Source organism: Opitutus sp. GAS368 (assembly GCF_900104925.1).
Taxonomy (GTDB): domain Bacteria; phylum Verrucomicrobiota; class Verrucomicrobiia; order Opitutales; family Opitutaceae; genus Lacunisphaera.
Map to the genome: position 1 here is coordinate 2482217 of NZ_LT629735.1, position 19419 is coordinate 2501635.

Sequence of the window (19419 nt, forward strand, 5' to 3'; positions counted from 1 at the left end):
TGGTCACCTCTCAGTAGCCGCGGCCCCGGGCTAGTCAAACGAACCCGGCGGAATTCGCCGGCGCGGCATGACACACTCTTTGCCGGTTGCGGACTGGACACCACAGGTGGCGCGGCGCAAACTGCGGGCGTTGGTTCAACCACTTTGAACAAACCCCACTTTGCCCGCGAGGGTGGTCACGCTGGAAAAGTTGCAGAAGCATAGGGGATGTAACTCGCTTTTTCCGTGACTGCTCCCGCGGGCATTTAATTTTATCAGGTGGAACCCGGCCTCCGGACGGGTTTTCAGGAGTCGCGAATTGCAGAAACCCGTCCGGAGGCCGGGCTCCACCCAAGTAGGCGGCAGTGTCACGCCGCGGCCAGAATGGCACCGCGGGTGTGCCAAGCCGCCCAAGCGGGGCACGCGGATTGGAGCTAAACTGGCGGTCCTCAACGGGAAAATGTGCACCGGACTTGGAACGCACCCTGCGAAACGCGGGTTCTTCTATATATGAATCCCGAGAAAATGACCGTGATGTCGCGCCAGGCCGTCGCCGAGGCGCAGAACGAGGCCCGCCGCCGCTCGCACAACGAGGTCGACACGTGGCACCTCCTCGTCGCGCTCCTCGCCCAGGAGGGCGGCATCGTGCCGTCGCTCGTGGAAAAACTCGGGGTGACGGTCAGTGCCCTGCAGCTGGCGGCCAACCGCGAGTTGGAGCGCACGCCGAAGGTCACGGGCGCGGTGGATGTTTCCAAGATCTACGTCACCCAGGCGCTCAACGAGGTGCTGACGCAGGCCGAAGCGGAGGCGGAGTCGTTGCAAGACGAGTTTGTGAGCGTCGAGCACCTGTTCCTTGCGCTCATCAAGGTCGGCCAGCCGGCGGCCCTGAAGAAGTATTTCGCCAGCTTCAACCTCGACCGCGCCAAGGTGCTCAAGGAGCTGCAGGCCATGCGCGGCAGCCAGCGCGTGACCACGGACAATCCCGAGACGACCTACAACGCGCTCGAGAAATATGGCGTCGACCTCGTGGCCCAGGCGCGCAAGGGCAAGATCGACCCCGTCATCGGCCGCGACGCCGAGATCCGGCGCGCCATCCGCATCCTTTCCCGCAAGACCAAGAACAACCCCGTGCTCATCGGCGAGCCCGGCGTCGGCAAGACCGCCATCGTCGAGGGCCTCGCCCAGCGCATCCTGCGCGGCGACGTGCCCGAGGGCCTGAAGGACAAGACCGTCTTCGCGCTCGACCTGGGTGCGCTGGTGGCCGGCGCGAAATACCGCGGCGAGTTCGAGGAGCGCCTCAAGGCCGTCCTCAACGAGGTCAAGTCGGCCGACGGCCGCATCATCCTTTTCATCGACGAGCTCCACAACATCGTTGGCGCCGGCAAGACCGAGGGCGCCATGGACGCCGGCAACCTGCTCAAGCCCATGCTGGCGCGCGGCGAGCTGCATTGCATCGGCGCGACCACGCTCGACGAATACCGCAAATACATCGAGAAGGACCCGGCCCTCGAGCGCCGCTTTCAGACCGTGCTGGTCGAGGAGCCGACCGTCGAGGACGCCATCTCGATCCTCCGCGGCCTGCGCGAGCGCTATGAGCTGCACCACGGCGTGCGCATCCAGGACAACGCCCTGGTGGCCGCCGCCGTGCTCTCGCACCGCTACATCGCCGACCGTTTCCTGCCCGACAAGGCCATCGACCTCGTGGACGAGGCCTGCGCCATGATCCGCACCGAGATCGACTCCCTGCCGACCGAGCTCGACGAGCTCCAGCGCCGCGTCATGCAGCTGGAGATCGAGGAGACCGCGCTCAAGCAGGAGAAGGATGACGCCTCCAAGCGCCGGCTCGGCGTGCTCCGCAAGGAGCTGGCCGACGCCAAGGAGCAGTCCACGGCGATGCGCGCTGTCTGGTCGAAGGAGAAGGAAGCCCTCGGCCGCGTGCAGAAGGTCCGCGAAGAACTTGAGGCTGCGCGTCTCGAGATGGCCAAGGCCGAGCGTGCCTACGACCTCAGCAAGATCGCCGAGCTCAAGCACGGCCGCATCCCGCAGCTGGAGAAGGAACTCGCCAAGGCCGAGAAGACCGGCACGGCCAAGACCACGTTGGTGAAGGAGGAGGTCTCCGCCGAGGAGATCGCCGAGATCATCTCGAAGTGGACGCACATCCCGCTGTCCAAGCTCCTGCAGGGCGAGAAGGAAAAACTCCTGAAGCTCGAGGACGAGCTGCATACGCGCGTCATCGGGCAGGACGAGGGTGTCCGGCTGGTCAGCGAGGCCATCCTGCGCGCCCGCGCCGGCATCAAGGACCCGCGCCGCCCGATCGGCAGCTTCCTCTTCCTCGGCCCGACCGGTGTCGGCAAGACCGAGCTCGCGAAGACGCTCGCCGCGCAGCTCTTCGACTCCGAGGCCAACCTCATCCGGCTCGACATGTCCGAATACATGGAGAAGCACTCCGTCGCGCGCATGATCGGCGCGCCCCCGGGCTACGTCGGCTACGACGAGGGCGGGCAGCTGTCCGAGGCCGTGCGACGCAAGCCGTACTCGGTCGTCCTCTTCGACGAGATCGAGAAGGCGCACCCGGACGTGTTCAATGTCCTGCTGCAGGTGCTCGACGACGGGCACATCACCGACAGCCAGGGCCGCACCGTCAGCTTCAAGAATACCGTCATCATCATGACCTCGAACATCGGCAGCCGCCACCTGCTCGAGGGCGTGAAGGGCGACGAGATTCCCGAGAGCGTCCGCGAAAGCGTGATGGCCGATCTGCGCCAATCCTTCCGGCCCGAGTTCCTCAACCGCGTGGACGAGACCGTGCTTTTCAAGCCGCTCACGCTCGAGGAAATCGAGCGGATCGTGAGCCTGCTCATTGCCGACATCAACCGGCGGCTCGCCGACAAGCGCGTCACGGTCACGCTCGACCAGAAGGCCCAGGAATGGGTGGCCGAGAAGGGTTACGATCCGGTCTTCGGTGCCCGTCCGCTCAAGCGCTTCCTCCAGCGGCACCTCGAGACGCGGCTCGCCCGCGCGCTCCTCAGCGGCGAGGTGGCCGAGGACTCGACCGTCACCTTCAAGGTGAAGGGCGGCGAATTGACCCTGGGTTAAGACCCGAAATCGGCTTGAACTCCGCAGGCCCCGGCTGGTCGAATCGGCCATGAACGCGCAAATCCACGACACGCCGGGGTTGAGTGACCGGGAAGTGAAACGCCGGCACATCGTGCTCAAGGCGCTGATCGTCGGGGTGGTGGCGGGGGTGCTGGCTTCCGCCTTCCGGATCGCCTTGGAGAAGACCGAACACTGGCGCGATCATCTGGTCGCAGTCGCGGGCGGCTGGGGCCTGCCGGCGGCGCTGGCCGTCGGCGCGATCGGGGGCGGCGTCGGCGTGTGGCTGGTGCGCCGGTTCGCGCCGCATGCCTCGGGCAGCGGCATCCCGCAGCTGAAGTCGATTCTGCTCAAGGAGGCGGAGCCGGAATGGCAGCGGCTCATCCCGCTGAAATTTCTCGGCGGCCTGTTCAGCACCGGTGGCGGTCTGACGCTCGGGCGCGAGGGCCCGACCGTGCAGATGGGCTCGGGCATCGGCCACATGGTGTCCGAGTGGTTCCACGTGAAGATCGGCGACGGCGAGCGCCGGGCGCTGATGAGCGCGGGCGCCGGCGCGGGCCTGGGTGCAGCCTTCAACGCGCCGCTGTCGGGCCTCGTGTTCGTGCTGGAGGAGCTGCATGGCAATTTCACGCCGGTGATGTTCGTGGCCGCGTTCCTGGCGTCGGTGACGGGCGACATCGTCGCGCGGCTGCTGACGGACGAGCTGCCGGTGTTCCACCTGCCCGGCATGACCGCGCCCGGCATGGCCACACTGCCGTGGGCGGCGGTGCTCGGCGTGCTCGCCGGGGGGGTGGGGGTGCTGTTCAACCGCTGCCTGCTGGCGACGCTCGACCTGCGCGACCGCGTCATCAAGTGGCCGGCGTTCGCCGTCGGCGCCGCCGCGGGCCTGCTGGTCGGGCTCTCGGGCTGGTTGCTGCCCGGCTTGGCCGGCTCGGGCGGCCCGCTCGTGCAGCTGGCGCTGTCGGGCCGGATTGCGCTGGCGATGTTGCCCGTGTTCCTGGTGGCGCGGTTCGCGCTGACCATGGTTAGCTACAGCACCGGCGCGGCCGGCGGCATTTTTGCGCCCCTCCTGGGCATCGGAGCAATGGGCGGGCTGCTGTTTGGCGCCGGCGTGCACGGGCTGTTCGTCAACAACCCGGACCTGACGCCCGGCGTGTTCTGCGTGCTCGGCATGGGCGCGCTGTTCACGGCGATCGTGCGCGCGCCGCTGACCGGCATCGTGCTCATGATCGAGCTGACCGGCGTCTACAGCTTCATGCTGCCGCTGCTCGTGAGCTGCCTGATGGCCTACGGGGTCGCCGAAGCCATGGGCAACACGCCCATCTACGAGGCTCTGCGCCTGCGCAGCCGGCCCCAGGCGGCCTAGGCTTGGGCCGGCTTGTCGCGGCCAATTTTCCCGAGATGCGTGAAGCGGAAGCCCGCGGGCGACTTGAGCCCGTAGCCCAGTGCCCGGTCGAAGCCGATGTGCGCGCACCAGATCAGGCCGAGGCCGAGTTCAACCCGCTGGCCGGTGAGCAATCCAAGGGCGACCATCGTGAGCGCAAACGCATAGAAGTGGGCTAGGTTGTAGGCCCAGGCGCCAACCCGGCTGCCGGCCAGGTAACCCAGCGCCGCGAGGTCCGGGGCGAGCAGGAGGAGGGAAAACCAGAGCCAGGGCAGGTGAAAATACCGGTAGGCGGGCAGGGTGCAGAGCAGGACGGCCAACCCTTCGAGCCGCAGCCAAGTCCGGGCAAATGAAGTATCCATGGGCGAAGGTTGGCGAGCGGTGGGCCTGGCGGCGACAGATTATTGTCGCGGGGTAAACCCGCTCCTACAATAAACAGCGCGCATGCCCGCCGAGCCCATCCGCTATTTCCACCGCACCAAGCGGGTCGTTGAGACCGAGGAGATCTATGGCGGCGACTGGCTGCGCTGGACGTATGAGACGGGCCCGGGCCGGTTCGCGCTCAATGCCCTGGTGAAACGGGCGGTCGTCTCGCGCTATTACGGCTGGAAGATGTCGCAGCGCGGCAGCGCCCACCGCGTGCTGCCGTTTATCGTGGATTACGACCTCGACGTGGATGAGTTCGCGAAGAAGCCGTATGCCTTCAAGACCTTCAACGAGTTCTTCTACCGGGCGCTGAAGCCCGGCGCGCGGCCCATTGCCCCGGGCGACAATGTGGCCGTGCTGCCGGCGGACGGCCGGCACCTCGCGTTCCAGAACGTGGACGGCGCGGAGGGCTTTTATGCGAAGGGCCAGCGCTTCGACCTGAAGTCGTTTCTCGGCAGCGAGGAACTCGGGCGCGAGTTTGCCGGTGGCTCGTTGCTCATCTCGCGGCTGTGTCCCGTGGACTATCACCGTTTCCATTTTTCCGTGGCCGGCACGCCGGGCGAAGCGCGGCTCATCAACGGCTGGCTGTATTCCGTGTCGCCCATCGCGCTGCGGCAGAACCTGGCCTACCTGTGGGAAAACAAGCGCATGATCACGCTCGTCGAGTCGCCGGTCTTCGGCCGCGTGGCCGTCTGTGAGATCGGCGCCACCATGGTCGGCACCATCCAGCAGCTGTATGTGCCCGGCCGGGCGGTGCCCAAGGGCGAGGAGAAGGGCCTGTTCAAGTTCGGCGGCTCGTGCGTCGTGACGATTTTCCAGCCCGGTCGGATCAAGTTCGATGCCGACCTCGTGAAACACAGTGCCGATGGCCTCGAGGTCTACGCGCGCATGGGCGAGTCGCTGGGCGTGGCGGGCTGAGCAAGGCCTTTACCACGGATTGCACGGATTAACACGGATAGGTAACCCCAACCTGTCATTCTGAACGCAGCGAAGAATCCAGTGGAGCGGACTTCGCTCCGCACGGTCGCGTTCATTTCACTGGATCCTTGTATGTCTTGGGCGATGAAAGTTGAAAAGGGTTTGGCCCGAGCCGGGCTCCGAGAATGGGCCCGATGGCTCGTCGGAGGAGGCCGGCTTGGGCTGGGTTGCCAAGTCAGTCCGGGTGGATTGACTGGAGGCCGCCCACCAGGGCGTTCGCCGTGCAGGCCGCACGGTGGACGGCAAGACCGACAGATCGCTGGATCCTTGGGCCCTCGAGCCCGTAGTGAAGCCGGGTCGCGGTCTTGTGCCTGGTCAAACCTCGAACCGCTGAAAGAGTCATGAACTCGTATTACAAGGTAGAGTCGACCGAACCTGTGCGGTACGTCAGCTTGGATATCTCCAAGGCGCGCCTGGACTACACCATTGCCGGCCAGAAGTGCCGGCAGGTCCCGAACACGGCAGCGGGCATTGCCACGCTGATCACCCTCGTCCAGCCGCTGCCGGGAGTGCGCGTGGTATGCGAAGCGACGGGCGGGTATGAACGCCGGTTGCTGGAGCAGCTGCACCAAGCGAGCGTACCGGTCTGCCGCTTGCAGCCCGGGCGGGTGCGTAACTTCGCCCGGGCGGAGGGCACGCTGGCCAAAACCGACAAGATTGATGTGGGGCTGATCTATCGCTACGCTTGCGCCATGCATCCCCGCGTGGAGAAGCCGCCGCTGCCCGAGGTAACCGCGTTGCGCGAGCTGCTGGATTATCGCCGGCAGCTGGTAGATCAAGGCACGCAAACGGCCAACCGGCTGGAAACAGCAGGCCCGACCTTGCAGGCCTTGCTGCAGGCGCAACGCGAGCAACAAGCCGCCGCCCTGGCCAAGGCCGACGAGTTGGTGGCGCAGCAGGTGCGGGCGCATCCCGCCCTGCGGGCCAAGGCAGAGCGGATGCAGCAGTTGCAAGGGGTCGGTCCGGTGCTGGCGACGACGCTGTTGGCGTACCTGCCGGAACTGGGCGAAGAGGACGACAAGCGCATCGCCGCCTTGGTCGGAGTGGCCCCGCATGCCCACGACAGCGGCGAAACCTCCCGGCCGCGCCATGCCCGCGGTGGCCGCGTGGAGGTCCGCAACGTCCTGTACATGGCCGCAGTCAGTGCCTCCCAGCACAACCCGGTCCTGTCGCTGTTCTATCAGCGACTCCAGGCCGCCGGCAAACCCGCCAACGTCTGCCTGCTCGCCGTCATGCGCAAAATGATTGTCGTGCTCAACCGCATGCTCAAAGACCCACACTTTACCCTTGTCGGCTGACACCGCTGCTTCGCTGCACTCAGGATGACAACCCTTGCTGGTTTTTATCCGTGCCCATCCGTGAAATCCGTGGTCAATTCAGTCTCATGAAAACACGACTACTGCTGCTCGGCTTGGTGCTCACGACGGCGCGGGCCGCGTTCCCCTTTGCCGAGGCGACGATCGAGCAGCTGCAGCAGCAGATGGCGGCGGGCCGCCTGACTTCCCGCGAACTCACGGCCGCCTATCTGCAACGCATCGCCGAGGTCGACCGGGCCGGGCCGAGGTTGAACGCCGTCATCGAGCTCAACCCCGACGCGCTGGCCATTGCGGACCAGCTGGATGTCGAGCGCAAGGCCGGGCATGTGCGCGGGCCGCTCCACGGCATCCCGGTGCTCCTCAAGGACAACATCGACACGGCCGACAGGATGCAAACGACCGCCGGCTCGCTCGCGCTGGTCGGGCAGAAGGTACCGCGCGATGCGGGCGTTGCTGCCCGGCTGCGCGCGGCCGGTGCCGTCATCTTGGGGAAAACCAATTGCACCGAATGGGCCAACTACCGCGGCAACAACTCCAGCAGCGGTTGGAGCGGCCGCGGTGGCCAGACCTGCAACCCCTACGCGCTCGACCGCAATCCCTCGGGCTCCAGCTCGGGCTCGGGCGCGGCCGTGTCCGCGAACCTCTGCGTTTTCGCCATCGGCACGGAGACGAACGGCTCGATCGTGTCCCCTGCGTCGGCCTGCGGCATCGTCGGCCTGAAGCCGACCGTCGGGCTGATCAGCCGCGACGGCATCATCCCCATTGCCGCGTCGCAGGACACGGCCGGCCCGATGACGCGCACGGTGCGCGATGCGGCCCTCGTGCTGGCGGCGATCGCCGGGGCCGATGAACACGATCCGGCGACCAGCGGAATCCCGGCCGGTCTGGCGGCCGAGCTGGCGGCGCCGCTCAAACCCGGCGCATTGCGCGGCGCGCGCATCGGGATCGTGCGCGGTCCGTTCGGGTTTCACGCCCGGATGGAGCCGGCGCTGGCGGCGCTCATCGCGGCGTTGCAAGCGGCGGGCGCGGAGGTGGTCGATCCGGTGAAGGTCGGTTCGCTGGGCAATTTCGGCTCCGCCACGGGCGACCTGCTCTCCTACGAGTTCAAGGACGGCCTCAACCGCTACCTCGCGACCCCCGGCCGCGTGACACCAATGAAGGCGCTCGCGGACCTGATCGCCTTCAACGAGGCGCACCGGTCGGAGGAGATGGCGTGGTTCGGCCAGGAGGATTTCACCGCGGCGCAGGCCCGCGGGCCGCTCACCGATCAGGCCTACCTCGACGCCAAGGCCACGTGCCTGAGACTGGCGCGCACCGAGGGGCTCGATGCCGCGCTCGACGGTGACAAGCTCGATGCATTGGTGATGTTCACGCGCGGCGTGGCGACGCTCACCGACCCGCTGAACGGCGAAGGCGGCAGCGGCAGCAGCTCGACCCTGGCCGCGGTCGCGGGTTACCCGAACCTGACGGTGCCGGCCGCGCAGTTCTTCGGGTTGCCCGTTGGTCTGTCGTTCGTCGGCCGGCCGTGGAGCGAGGCGAAGCTGCTGGCCCTGGCCGCGGATTTCGAGACGGTGACGAAGGCGCGGCGCGAGCCAACTTTTTTACCTACGGTCACAGTCAGATAAGGCCGCTAAATTGTGGATTGGAGAGGGCGGATTGCAGATTGGATTAGGCCTTGCGTCCGCCAATCCGAAATCCGCAATCTGCCATCCGAAATCTCCCCCGCCCGGGTGGTGGAATTGGCAGACACAAGGGTCTTAGAAGCCCTCGCCGCAAGGCTTACAGGTTCGAGTCCTGTCCCGGGCAATCCAACCAGATTGGAATGTAACGAATGGCCAGTCTCGCAACGTTTGCAAAGCAACGAAGTCGTGTCAGAGAAACGTTTGACCGAAATCCAGCCCAGCAGGCTGCGATATCGGAGACACCCCCAGGACCGCCCCCGGGTCCGCCCTCTACCCCGATCGCATGAAACACCCCCGTCTACCCGCTATCCTCGCCCTCTGCGCCCTGTCCGCCGCCCCGCTGCTGCGCGCCGCCGACAACGCCGTGCTCTATTGGAACGAGCAGGCCCTCAACACCACGCGCCTCGCGCGCAACCCGCCACCGATGTCGGCGCTGTTTCTCGCGACCTACCATGTGGCGATCTTCGACGCCGTGAACGGCATCACGCACACGCACAAGGGCTGGCTCGTGAACGAACCCGCGCCGGCGGGCGCCGATATGGACGCCGCGGTGGCCGGCGCCGCGCACGTTGTCATGACCGCCCTGTGGAGCGCCACCGCCAACCCCCACAACTTGCAGGTGATTTATGAAAAGGCCCTCGCCGCCATCCCCGACGGTCCGGCCAAGGTCGGCGGCGTCGCGTGGGGCGAGAAGGTCGGCAAAGCGGTCCTCGCCGGCCGGGCGAACAGCGGCTTCGACAAGCCGATCCCCGGCACCTACACCAGCTCCGAGCCGGGCAAATGGCGCGAGACGCCGCCCAATTTCCGCCCGCCACTGCTGCCGTTCTGGGGCAAGGTCGTTCCGTTCGTGCTGACCTCGCCGGACCAGTTTCGCGCCCCGTCGCCCGAATCGCTCGGCTCGAAGGAATACGCCGAGGAACTCAACTTCGTGGCGAAGCGCGGCGCCCGCGACAATGCCGACCGCACGGAATATGAGACGCTCAGCACGCCCTTCTGGAACGACGACCTGGGCACCTCCACGCCGCCCGGCCACTGGAACATGATCGCCGAGGATCTCGCCCGCCGCAGCAAGCTCGGCACCGCCGACACCGCGCGGCTTTTCGCGCTGCTGAACTTCGCCGAGGCCGATGCCGGCATCGCCTGCTGGGAGACGAAGTTCTACTACAATGTCTGGCGGCCGGAGAACGCCCTTCGGGAAATGGAGGCGAAGATCAACCCCGGCGTGAAGGTGGATCCGGACTTTATTCCCAACATGGCCTCGCCGCCGTTCCCGTCGTATACCTCGGGACACAGTACCTTTTCCGCGGCCGGCGCCCGCCTGCTCGCCCTTTGGTTCGGCACGGATGACATCGAGTTCTCCGTGACCTCCGACGCCCTGCCAGGCGCCGTGCGCAGCTTCCGGAGACTTTCTGACGCGCAGAAGGAGGCCGGCATGAGCCGCGTGGTGGGCGGCATCCACACGATGTCCGACAATCTCGAGGCGCAGAAAATGGGCGTCAAGATTGCCGACTGGGTCTGGGTCAACGCCCTTCAGCCCGTGGCCCGGTGATCGCGATGACGGAGTCCCCCGCAACGGCCGGGCGCGCGGAGTCCACGGCGGCGCTGTGGTGGATGCTGCGCGCAGGCGTGGCCCTGTGTTTCCTCGGCCATGGCGCCTTCGGACTCATGACCAAGGCGGCCTGGGTGCCGTATTTCGCGGCCGCCGGCGTGCCGGAGACCTGGGCCTGGCGGCTCATGCCCTGGATCGGCGCGATGGACGTGACCGTCGCCTGCCTTGCGCTCCTCTGGCCTTGCCGCGCACTGTTTGCATGGGCCGCGGCGTGGGCGACCTGGACTGCGCTGCTGCGGCCGATGGCCGGGCAGGGCTGGCCGGAATTCTTCGAGCGCGCCGGCAATTACGGCGTGCCGCTGGCCCTGCTGGTCATCGTCGGCCTTCGCGGACCGTGGTTCGCCCGCTTGCCCGCCGCCTGGCCGGAAATGTCCGCCGCGGTCCGACGCCGCCTGATCCAGGTCTTGCAGCTCATGCTCGCGTCGCTGCTGGCCGGACACGCGGCCTGCGCGCTCCTGCTGCAAAAGCCGGCTCTCGCGCACCATTACGCGGTTTTCGGTCCGGCGGATCCCGTGCGCGTCATGCTTGCCGTCGGCTGGTTCGAGGCGGTGCTCGCCGTCGCCGTGCTCGTGGTCCGGGTGCCGGCCCTGCTCGTATTTGCCTGTCTCTGGAAACTTGCGACTGAGTCCCTCTTCCTCACGAGCGGCGCCCCGGCGCCGGTCTTCGAGATCATCGAGCGCGGCGGCAGCTACATTGTCCCGCTCGCCCTCGCGTATCTCCTCACCCGGTCCACCGCGGTCGTGCCGTTTCGGCAACCCCAGCCCGCCTGATTTTCCGCATGCCCAAAGCCGCGATCCTCCACCTCCTGTCCGCGCTCACCCTGCTGGCCGTCGCGCACGCCGAGCCCGCCTACACCTCGGCGCCCCTGGCCCCGCGCCCGCCGCTGCCGGCCGGCGCCAAGCCCTTCCAGCGTCTCACGGCGGCCGAGTCCGGCGTCAGCGTGACGAACGTCTACAACGACCCGCGCATGTGGGGTGACCGGTTCCGCGAGCTCACCCTTGGCGCCCTCGAGACCGGCATCGCCGTGGCGGACTTCGACCGGGACGGCCATCTCGACATCTTCGCCGTCTCCAAGAACGGCCCCTGCGCGCTCTACCGCCAGCCGACGCTCGGCCACTTCGAAAACGTCGCCGCTGCGGCGGGTGTCGACTGCGTGGCGCAGGACGAGACGATCGGCAAGGTCGGCGCCACGGTGGTGGACATCAACCAGGACGGCTGGCCGGACATCTACGTCTGCCGCTACAACGCGCCGAACCTGCTCTTCGTCAACAACGGTGACGGCACCTTCACCGAGCGCGCCCACGAATACGGCCTCGATATCACGGACGCCTCCGTCCACGCCTCGTTTGCGGATTACGACGGCGACGGTTTCCTCGACTGCTACCTCGTCACGAACATCCTCGATTTCTCCAAGTCCCCGCAGGGCCGCCGCGACTACCTGCTGCACAACGACGGCCACGGCCACTTCACCGACGTGTCGAAGCAGGCCGGCATCTGGGGCCTGACCCAGGGTCATACCGCCGTGTGGTTCGACGCCAATGGCGACGGCTGGCCCGACCTCTACGTCGCGAACGACTTCGAGACGCCCGACCGCCTCTACCTCAACAAGGGCGACGGCACCTTCGCCGACGTCGTCGACGAGCGCCTGCCGCACGTCACCTATTTCTCGATGAGCGCCGATTTCGGCGACCTCAACAACGACGGCCTCGTGGACTTTCTCGTCACCGACATGCGCGACCGCAACCATGTGCAGTTCATGACGGGCATGGAGGAGATCGGCCGCGGCCTCTGGGAGATGGAACGCGTGCCCGACCTCATCCCGCAATACATGTGGAACGCCGTCTACCTCAACACCGGCACCGACCACTTCCAGGAGGTCGCGCACCTCACCGGCATGGACGCCACCGGCTGGACCTTTGGCGCGCGCCTGGCCGACCTCGACAACGACGGTCGCCTCGACGTGTTCTTCACCGCCGGCATGATCCGCAACTTCATCGACGCCGACCTCGTCGACAAGCAAAACCGGGCCCCTTCGCTCTCCGCCCGCGCCCTGATGTGGAAGGATTCGCCGCCGCGCAACGAGACCACGCTGGCCTACCACAACCTGGGCGACCTCCGTTTCGAAAACGTCTCGGAGGCGTGGGGCCTGAACGAGAACACCGTCGCTTTCGGCTGCGCCGTCGCCGACCTCTTCAACACCGGCAATCTCGACCTCGTCTATGCGAACTGCAACGCCCCGCCGACCATCATGCGCAACAACACGGCCACCGGCCATCGCGTGGAGATCAAGCTCGCCGGCCGCGCCCCCAATCGCGACGGGATCGGTGCCGAGCTGAAGCTCGAATCGGCCTCGACCGGCATCCAGGTCCGCCAGATCTTCACCGAGCGCGGCATCGTGGCCAGCGAGCCGCCCGTCGCCCATTTCGGCCTCGGGGCCGACACGGTCATCAGGAAGCTCACGATCCACTGGCCGCTCGGCCAGGTGCAGGTGCTCGAAAACCTGCCCGTGGACCGGATCTTCACGATCTCCGAGCCGCCGCGCGACGAAAAGGCCGGGCGGCCTCCGGCCCGGCTGCAGACCCCGGCCCGGCCCGACGCTCTTTTCGCCGAGTGCGCGGCCAGCCGCGGCCTCAAGCATGAGAATACGCTGCGGCCCTTCGACGAGTTCATCCGCCAGCGCCTGCTGCCGCACCGCCTCAACAACCAGGGCCCGGCCCTCGCCGTGGCGGACGTCAACGGCGATGGCATTCCGGACATCTTCGTGACCGGCACCGCCGGCCAGGCCGGCGAGCTGTTCCTCGGCCAGAAGGACGGCTCCTTCGTGCCCGCGCCCGACCAACCCTGGGCGGCAGCGGCCGAGGCCGACGACGTCGGCGCAGCCTTCCTCGACCTGAATGGCGACGGCGCGCCCGACCTCTACATTTCCGCCGGTGGCGTGCAGACCGATCGCGGCAACGCGCTGCAGAACGACCGCATCTACCTCAACGACGGCCACGGGAAGTTCACCCTCGCGCCCGAGGGCACACTGCCCGCCGACGGCGAGAGCACCTCGGTCGTGGCCACCGCCGACTTCGACGGTGACGGCCGCACCGACGTCTTCGTCGGCGGCCGCGTGGTCCCGGGCCAGTATCCCGCGACCCCGCGCAGCTTCCTTTACCGCAATGTGGGTGGCAAACTGGTGGACGTGACTGACGAGGTAGCGCCGGGCCTGCGCAATATCGGCATGGTCACCGCCGCGGTCTGGGCCGACATCGACGGCGACGGCCGGCCCGATCTGCTGGTCGCCACCGAATGGGGCCCGGTCGCCTATTTCCACAACACCGGCAAAAAGCTCGAGAACCTGACCGCGGCGGCCGGCCTCGCCGGCATCACCGGTTGGTGGAGCGCGCTTGCCGTCGCCGATGTGAACGGCGACGGCCGGCTCGACATCATCGCCGGAAATGTCGGCCTGAACACGAAATACCATGCCACCGCTGCCGAGCCAGCCGTGCTCTATGCCGGCGACCTCGACGGCAGCGGCCGCGAGCAGCTCGTCGAGGCCCAATACGAGGGCGGCAAGCTCGTGCCGCTGCGCGGCCGCAGCAAGCTCGGCTACTCCTTCCCCTGGCTGGCAAAGAAATTCCCGACCTACAAGGCCTTCGCCCACGCCTCGCTCGCCGAGATTTTCGGTGAGGACAAACTGGCGGCGGCCCGCAAGCTCACCGCCACCGAACTCGCCAGCGGGGTCTTCCTCCAGCAGAAGGACGGCACCTTCAAGTTTGCGCCGCTCCCGCGCACCGCGCAGATCGCCCCGATCAACGCGATCGTGGCGGCCGATCTCGACGGCGACGGCAAGCTCGATCTGCTGTGCGTCGGCAACAACTTCGGCCCCGAACCGTCCACGGGTCGCTTTGACGGAGGCGTCGGCCTCTTCCTGAAAGGCGACGGCCAGGGCGGCTTCACCCCGCTTTTGGCCGCGCAGTCGGGTCTGGTCGTCACCGGCGAGGCGCGGGCCGCCGTGGCTCTCACCCTCCCGGGGGGCAAGCGCCCCGCCGTCGTCGTGACGCGTTGTGACGGTCCGCTGCTTTTCTTCACCCCCAAGTAGATCCACGCATGAACTTGATCAACCGTCGGCCCTTCCTGCGGGGTCTGCTTGCCATCGCTTTGGCCGTCGCGGCCCGGGCCCAGACCATCGCGCCGGCTTCCACACCCGCCGCTCCGTCCGCCCCGTTCCCGGGCTATGTCAACAGCTACCTCCGCGCCGGGGATCCTTCGCTCAAACCTTGGGACATCGGCGTCAACGTCCGCATCCGCTCCGAGGACAAGGATGGCGCCGGCACGACCAAGGCCGGCTCCAATTGGGATTTCTCCGAGCGCCCGCAGGACGACACGTCCAACCAGTATCAGCTCCTCCGCGTCATGCCGCGTGTTGGCTACAATGGCGCCCCCGTGTCGTTCCTCTTCGAGGGTCGCTCGAGCTATTCCTTCGGCGACGAGCGTTTCAACGCCACGGCGCCGGGCCAGAACCTGCCCGAGCGTGACGGCCCGCTGGACATCTACCAGGCCTACCTGCTCATCCCCGCCACCAAGGACCTGCCGGTGTCGGTCAAGCTGGGGCGCCAGGAGCTGGTCTACGGCGACCAGCGTCTCGTGGGCCACGCCCGCTGGCTGAACGTCCCGCGGACGTTCGACGGTCTCAAAGTCCGTTACGAGACGCCCGTGGTTGCCGTTGATGCATTCTCCACCGCCGTCGTCTACACGCACAACAACGCCCTGAACCGCTCCAACCCGCAGGATCTGTTCTCCGGCGTCTACGTCAGCCTGCCCAGGCTGTCGAAGACGGACCTCGTCGAGACCTACCTGCTCGCCCGCAATGTCGCCCGCGGGATCGTGACCGACGACTGGTCCGATGTGCCGGCGCCCGCGCGCTTCCCCGCACCGCAGGACCTCTACACGCTGGGCGTGCGCTTCAAGTCGAAACCCGGCGCCCACGGGCCCTGGGACTACACGGTCGAGGCCGCCTACCAGTTTGGCAGCCGGACCGCCGTGTTTCCCGCCACCACGGTGGCGGCCGCGCTCGCGGCTTCGCGGCTCGACCAGTCGGCCTACGCGCTCATCGCCCAGGCCGGTTACACCTGGCCCAAGGGCACACCCTGGTCGCCGCGCCTCGCGGTCATCGCCAGCGTGGCGTCCGGCGACAGCAACCCCGCGGACAACAAGAGCGGCACCTTTCAGAATCTGTTTCCGTCGAACCACCTGCTCTACGGGGCGATGGACCTGACCGGCCTGCAGAACGCCCGTGACCTGCGCTTCTCCCTCACGGCGAAGCCGCACTCCACGCTTACCCTCAACCTCGAGGTAAACCTGCAGGCGCTCGATAAGAGCAGCGACTTTTGGTATAACGCCGCCGGCGCACCGCGCAACTTCACCGGCGCCGCCGTCGGCAGCGGCGCCGGTTACCGCATCAATCCCGCCTACGGCACCTCCCTCGGCCAGGAAGTCGACCTGCTGGCCAGCTGGGCCGTTACTCGTGGCGCCCTGTTGGAGGCCGGGGCCTCGCATTTCTTTCGCGGCGATTACGTGAAGGAATCGCTGTCCGCCGTCGGTTCGAAGGATGCCGCCTACGTCTATCTCCAACTCACGCTGAACCTTTAACCGCTCCGGTAAGCCTTGCCCGGGACCGTTACATGGCCCGGCGCATTGCACCCAAGGCTCGCCTCGCGGCCCGCGCTCCCACTCAATGCGAACCATGCGATTCCGTTCTCTCACGGCGTGGCTGCTGCTCATCGGGCCCGGGCTGGCGCGTCCGGCCGAGAGCGGAGTCGCCGCCTCGTCCTCCGCGTTCGTCCGCGCCCAGACCGACAGCGCCGTCCACTGGCACGCCTGGAACGACGCCACGCTGGCCGAGGCCCGCGCCGCCAACCGGAGCGTCTACGTCTTCATCGGGTCCCCGCTGAGCGAGCTCACCCGCGCGACCATCAGCCAGACCTTCACCAGCGCGAAGACCGTCGCGTGGCTCAACGAGAACTTCTTCTGCATCTTCGTTGACGCCGACGCGCAGCCTGAGGTTGCCGCGCTGGCCCAGCACTACATCCGCAGCATCAAGCAGCTCCAGGGTTGGCCGGTGCACCTGTGGCTCACGCCCGAGTTCCAGCCCTACGACGGCGCCAACTACCTGCCGCCCTCGGAAGAGTGGGGGAAGCCGGGCTTCCTCAAGGCGGCCCGCGGTGCGCTCGACAATTGGACCGGCAATCCGGCCCGCGCCCGGGCGCTCGCCAGGGAGGCGATCGACCTGATGCGCGTGCCGCCACTCGGGGCCGGTCCGAAGATTGACGTCGCGGCTAAGTCAGACGCCGCGGCCAAGGCCTGGATCGCGACCATCGACCCGGTGAACGGCGGCTTCGGCACCGCGCCCAAGGAGCCCGAGCCCGAGTTGATCCGCTTTCTCCTTGCCCGGGGTGCGGCCGGCCGTGACGCCGCGCTGAACGCCGCCCGCGCCCTCGTCCGGGGCGCCGCGCATGATCCCGTCGATGGTGGCTTCTATCGGCGCACCATCGATGAGGCATGGAAGGAGCCCTATTATCAGAAGACGCTCGCCGACCAGGCCCGCATCGCCTTGGCCCTGTTCGATGCCGCGGACGCGGGCAAAGACGAAACGCTGCGCGCCGCCGCCATCGGCGCGCTCGACTTCGCTCTCACGAAACTGCGTTATCCCGATGGCACCTTCGCGGCAGCGCTCGACGGCACACTCGAAGAGACCGCCGATCCGGCGAAACGGCCCAACTTCGTGCGCGTCGGCTGGGCGAGCACCGGGGCGCAAGGTCTGTTGATCGCGGCTTTGCAGCGTTCGGCCGAAAAACGCCTGGCGGCCATCGCGGTGCAACTGGCCGCCAGGCTGCCCGCGCCGCGGACCGCCGCAGACTACGCGGCCACCGCGCTGGCCTACCGGTCGCTCAAGGACAACGGAAAGGCCGACCACTTTTTGGCCCGGGGCAACGAACTCTTTTTCGACCCTGCCACCGGAATATACATGGCCACACCCGCGAAACTCCCGTCTGGCATTGCCCTCCGCGTGCCTGCCATCGGCGACCCGCTCTCGCCTGAAACCCTTGCCCTGCTGGCCGGCACCGACGCCGGCACCGCCACCCTGCTGCGTCGCGCCCTGCTCGCGGCGATCGAATACGACGAGCAGCCCCCCGGCGAGGTGCTGCTCGGTTTGGCCGCCGCACCATGATTCCATACCGCAAAAGCGGGAAACATGGCGGGGCTGATGCGGCTCTCCTTCAGCCGCTCGCGCAGATCGCCCGGCAGCAGGCCTGGCGCCAATCCGTTTAATCTCTCTGGGGCTAATTCCCCGAAGCTTGCTTCGGCTTGGATGGAGGCGGAGCTATCAGCCCCGCGTTTGGAGGAGAATGGCGGCGCAGGCCTCGCAGGACTGATAGTCCTGCCTCCAGTTCTGCAATGCCGCGGGGCTTGCCCCGCGGATCTTCATCTCCGACTACAAAAGTCAGCGGAAACTCCGGGAATAGTCCGTTCGCCCGAAGGTTGGCCCGGTGACCGAGGAAGAAGAAGATTACGGGACCGCGGTGGTGGACTTGACCTTGCGGGATCCTCGCCGTACAAGGAGGGCATGAACTCCGTGGTGCCACCCCGCACGGCGCCGACGCTGCTCGCGGTTGCGAAACGCGCGGGGGTCTCCGCTTCCACTGCGTCCCGCTGCCTGAGCGGCGCGGCGAAGGTGGCGAAATCCACGCAGATCCGCGTTGACGCGGCGGCGGCGGCCCTTGGCTACCACCACAATTCCCTCGTCGGCCAGGTCATGCGGGCCACGCGCCGGGGGGTCGTGCAGAATTATCTCGGGACCCTGGCCTTCGTGACGCCGGTGGCGGATTCGCACGAATGGCGGGAAACACCCACCCTCGCCAGCAACTGGGAAGCGGCCCGCCAGCGCGCGGAATCGTTCGGCTTCGGGATCACCGAGTTCACCCTTTGCTCCAATGGCATGACCGGGCGGCGCCTCGGGGAGATTCTCACCGCGCGCGGCATCTCCGGCGTCCTCCTGGCGGCCTTCCCGGTGGAGCCGCACGAGATCACGCTGCCGTGGGACGACTTTGCCATTGTCCAGGTCGGCCATCGCATCGCCTCGCCGCGACTCGACTGCGTGCTGAGCGATCACACCGAGGCGGTGATCATGGCCGCCCGCACGATCACGGAATGCGGCTGCACCCGCATTGGTCTCGCCATCGAGAAATACCAGGACGAGATCACCGGCGGCCGGTGGTCCCTCGGTTATGCCGGGCTGCGCGCGGCCTTTCCGTCCCTCGCCGCCATTCCCCCGTTTCTGCCCGCGGAGATGAACCCCGACCAATTCCTGAAATGGGTCGACCAGCACGAGGTGGATTGCGTGCTGACCCTCTCGACCTTCCGCAACCAGCCCAATCACATGGACGCCTGGCTGACCCGCCCCGGGCGCACCGTGCCGCAGGATATCAGCCTGGTGTCACTCGACGTCACGCGGGTGCACGCGGATTGGAGCGGGGTGCAACAGCACGCCGAGGAAATCGGCCGGGCGGCCGTCGATCTGCTGTTTTCCAAGCTGCAGGCGGGCGAACGCGGCATCCCGCAGTTGCCCCGGACGCTGCAGGTGCACGGTCACTGGCACGACGGACAGACATTGCGCCGCCCGCGGCAGGCGGGCGAAAAGCTGAGAGTTGAGAGCTGAGGGTTGGGAGAAGGAAGATAGAAGATGGGTAGGGCGCGAACTCCGCCTTGTCCGTCGTAGCCCTGAGCTTGTCGAACGGGGCGACGTCGGATCCGCGCCGTAAACATGCGCCCATGCGCGGCGGTGAAGGGACTCACCGCCCGGTCCGATCACCTTCGCTATCAGCCAATCCTTGACTCTCCCTGCTCGTGGTTCGTTGTATTTGCCCACTGCATGTCGCCGGTCGAGTCCACCCATATTTCCCCGGCAAG

At 67.2% G+C, this 19419-nt stretch carries 12 protein-coding genes and 1 tRNA gene; 12 read left to right on the top strand and 1 reads right to left on the bottom strand.

Annotated elements, in window-relative coordinates; genetic code table 11:
- Nucleotides 1-489: 489 nt before the first annotated feature.
- Nucleotides 490-3075, top strand: coding sequence for an ATP-dependent chaperone ClpB (clpB, locus tag BLU29_RS10670; RefSeq protein ID WP_091057620.1), 2586 nt, complete (start codon nucleotides 490-492; stop codon nucleotides 3073-3075).
- A gap of 49 nt (nucleotides 3076-3124) precedes the next feature.
- The gene (gene clcA / locus BLU29_RS10675) at nucleotides 3125-4438 is read left to right on the top strand and encodes a H(+)/Cl(-) exchange transporter ClcA (RefSeq protein WP_091057621.1); all 1314 of its coding nucleotides are present in this window, start codon (nucleotides 3125-3127) and stop codon (nucleotides 4436-4438) included.
- Here clcA and BLU29_RS10680 read toward each other — a convergent pair.
- Complete coding sequence (locus BLU29_RS10680) at nucleotides 4435-4818, bottom strand: DUF4260 domain-containing protein (RefSeq protein ID WP_091057624.1); 384 nt, start codon at nucleotides 4816-4818, stop codon at nucleotides 4435-4437. The two genes, clcA and BLU29_RS10680, sit on opposite strands and share 4 nt — an antisense overlap.
- A gap of 82 nt (nucleotides 4819-4900) precedes the next feature.
- Between BLU29_RS10680 and BLU29_RS10685 the strand changes: the two genes are divergently transcribed.
- The 10 genes from BLU29_RS10685 to BLU29_RS10730 all read left to right on the top strand — a co-directional run bounded on the left by BLU29_RS10685 (nucleotide 4901) and on the right by BLU29_RS10730 (nucleotide 19168).
- Entirely contained in the window at nucleotides 4901-5800 is a 900-nt protein-coding gene (locus BLU29_RS10685) for a phosphatidylserine decarboxylase (protein ID WP_091057626.1), read from the top strand.
- 401 nt (nucleotides 5801-6201) lie between these two features.
- A complete protein-coding gene (locus tag BLU29_RS10690; RefSeq protein ID WP_091054872.1) occupies nucleotides 6202-7158 on the top strand; it encodes an IS110 family transposase in 957 nt (318 codons plus the stop codon).
- Between the two features lie 86 nt (nucleotides 7159-7244).
- Complete coding sequence (locus BLU29_RS10695) at nucleotides 7245-8801, top strand: amidase (protein WP_091057627.1); 1557 nt, start codon at nucleotides 7245-7247, stop codon at nucleotides 8799-8801.
- Nucleotides 8802-8900: 99 nt separating this feature from the next.
- Nucleotides 8901-8982 (top strand) — tRNA-Leu (locus BLU29_RS10700).
- 159 nt (nucleotides 8983-9141) lie between these two features.
- The gene (locus BLU29_RS10705; protein ID WP_091057630.1) at nucleotides 9142-10407 is read left to right on the top strand and encodes a vanadium-dependent haloperoxidase; all 1266 of its coding nucleotides are present in this window, start codon (nucleotides 9142-9144) and stop codon (nucleotides 10405-10407) included.
- Nucleotides 10408-10412: 5 nt separating this feature from the next.
- Nucleotides 10413-11237, top strand: coding sequence for a hypothetical protein (locus BLU29_RS10710; protein WP_157693790.1), 825 nt, complete (start codon nucleotides 10413-10415; stop codon nucleotides 11235-11237).
- Nucleotides 11238-11245: 8 nt separating this feature from the next.
- A complete protein-coding gene (locus BLU29_RS10715; RefSeq protein WP_091057635.1) occupies nucleotides 11246-14551 on the top strand; it encodes a VCBS repeat-containing protein in 3306 nt (1101 codons plus the stop codon).
- 8 nt (nucleotides 14552-14559) lie between these two features.
- Nucleotides 14560-16101 (top strand): alginate export family protein, encoded by a 1542-nt coding sequence (locus BLU29_RS10720; RefSeq protein WP_091057638.1) that lies wholly within the window; start codon nucleotides 14560-14562, stop codon nucleotides 16099-16101.
- A gap of 94 nt (nucleotides 16102-16195) precedes the next feature.
- Nucleotides 16196-17680, top strand: coding sequence for a DUF255 domain-containing protein (locus BLU29_RS10725; RefSeq protein ID WP_157693791.1), 1485 nt, complete (start codon nucleotides 16196-16198; stop codon nucleotides 17678-17680).
- 396 nt (nucleotides 17681-18076) lie between these two features.
- The gene (locus tag BLU29_RS10730; protein ID WP_172830254.1) at nucleotides 18077-19168 is read left to right on the top strand and encodes a LacI family DNA-binding transcriptional regulator; all 1092 of its coding nucleotides are present in this window, start codon (nucleotides 18077-18079) and stop codon (nucleotides 19166-19168) included.
- Nucleotides 19169-19419: the final 251 nt, after the last annotated feature.

What these genes read in the sequence shown, in the direction of transcription:
- clpB (WP_091057620.1), top strand. Translation starts at nt 490, where the DNA reads ATGAATCCCGAGAAAATGACCGTGATGTCGCGCCAGGCCGTCGCCGAG.
- clcA (WP_091057621.1), top strand. Translation starts at nt 3,125, where the DNA reads ATGAACGCGCAAATCCACGACACGCCGGGGTTGAGTGACCGGGAAGTG.
- BLU29_RS10680 (WP_091057624.1), bottom strand. Translation starts at nt 4,818, where the DNA reads ATGGATACTTCATTTGCCCGGACTTGGCTGCGGCTCGAAGGGTTGGCC.
- BLU29_RS10685 (WP_091057626.1), top strand. Translation starts at nt 4,901, where the DNA reads ATGCCCGCCGAGCCCATCCGCTATTTCCACCGCACCAAGCGGGTCGTT.
- BLU29_RS10690 (WP_091054872.1), top strand. Translation starts at nt 6,202, where the DNA reads ATGAACTCGTATTACAAGGTAGAGTCGACCGAACCTGTGCGGTACGTC.
- BLU29_RS10695 (WP_091057627.1), top strand. Translation starts at nt 7,245, where the DNA reads ATGAAAACACGACTACTGCTGCTCGGCTTGGTGCTCACGACGGCGCGG.
- BLU29_RS10705 (WP_091057630.1), top strand. Translation starts at nt 9,142, where the DNA reads ATGAAACACCCCCGTCTACCCGCTATCCTCGCCCTCTGCGCCCTGTCC.
- BLU29_RS10710 (WP_157693790.1), top strand. Translation starts at nt 10,413, where the DNA reads ATGACGGAGTCCCCCGCAACGGCCGGGCGCGCGGAGTCCACGGCGGCG.
- BLU29_RS10715 (WP_091057635.1), top strand. Translation starts at nt 11,246, where the DNA reads ATGCCCAAAGCCGCGATCCTCCACCTCCTGTCCGCGCTCACCCTGCTG.
- BLU29_RS10720 (WP_091057638.1), top strand. Translation starts at nt 14,560, where the DNA reads ATGAACTTGATCAACCGTCGGCCCTTCCTGCGGGGTCTGCTTGCCATC.
- BLU29_RS10725 (WP_157693791.1), top strand. Translation starts at nt 16,196, where the DNA reads ATGCGATTCCGTTCTCTCACGGCGTGGCTGCTGCTCATCGGGCCCGGG.
- BLU29_RS10730 (WP_172830254.1), top strand. Translation starts at nt 18,077, where the DNA reads ATGAACTCCGTGGTGCCACCCCGCACGGCGCCGACGCTGCTCGCGGTT.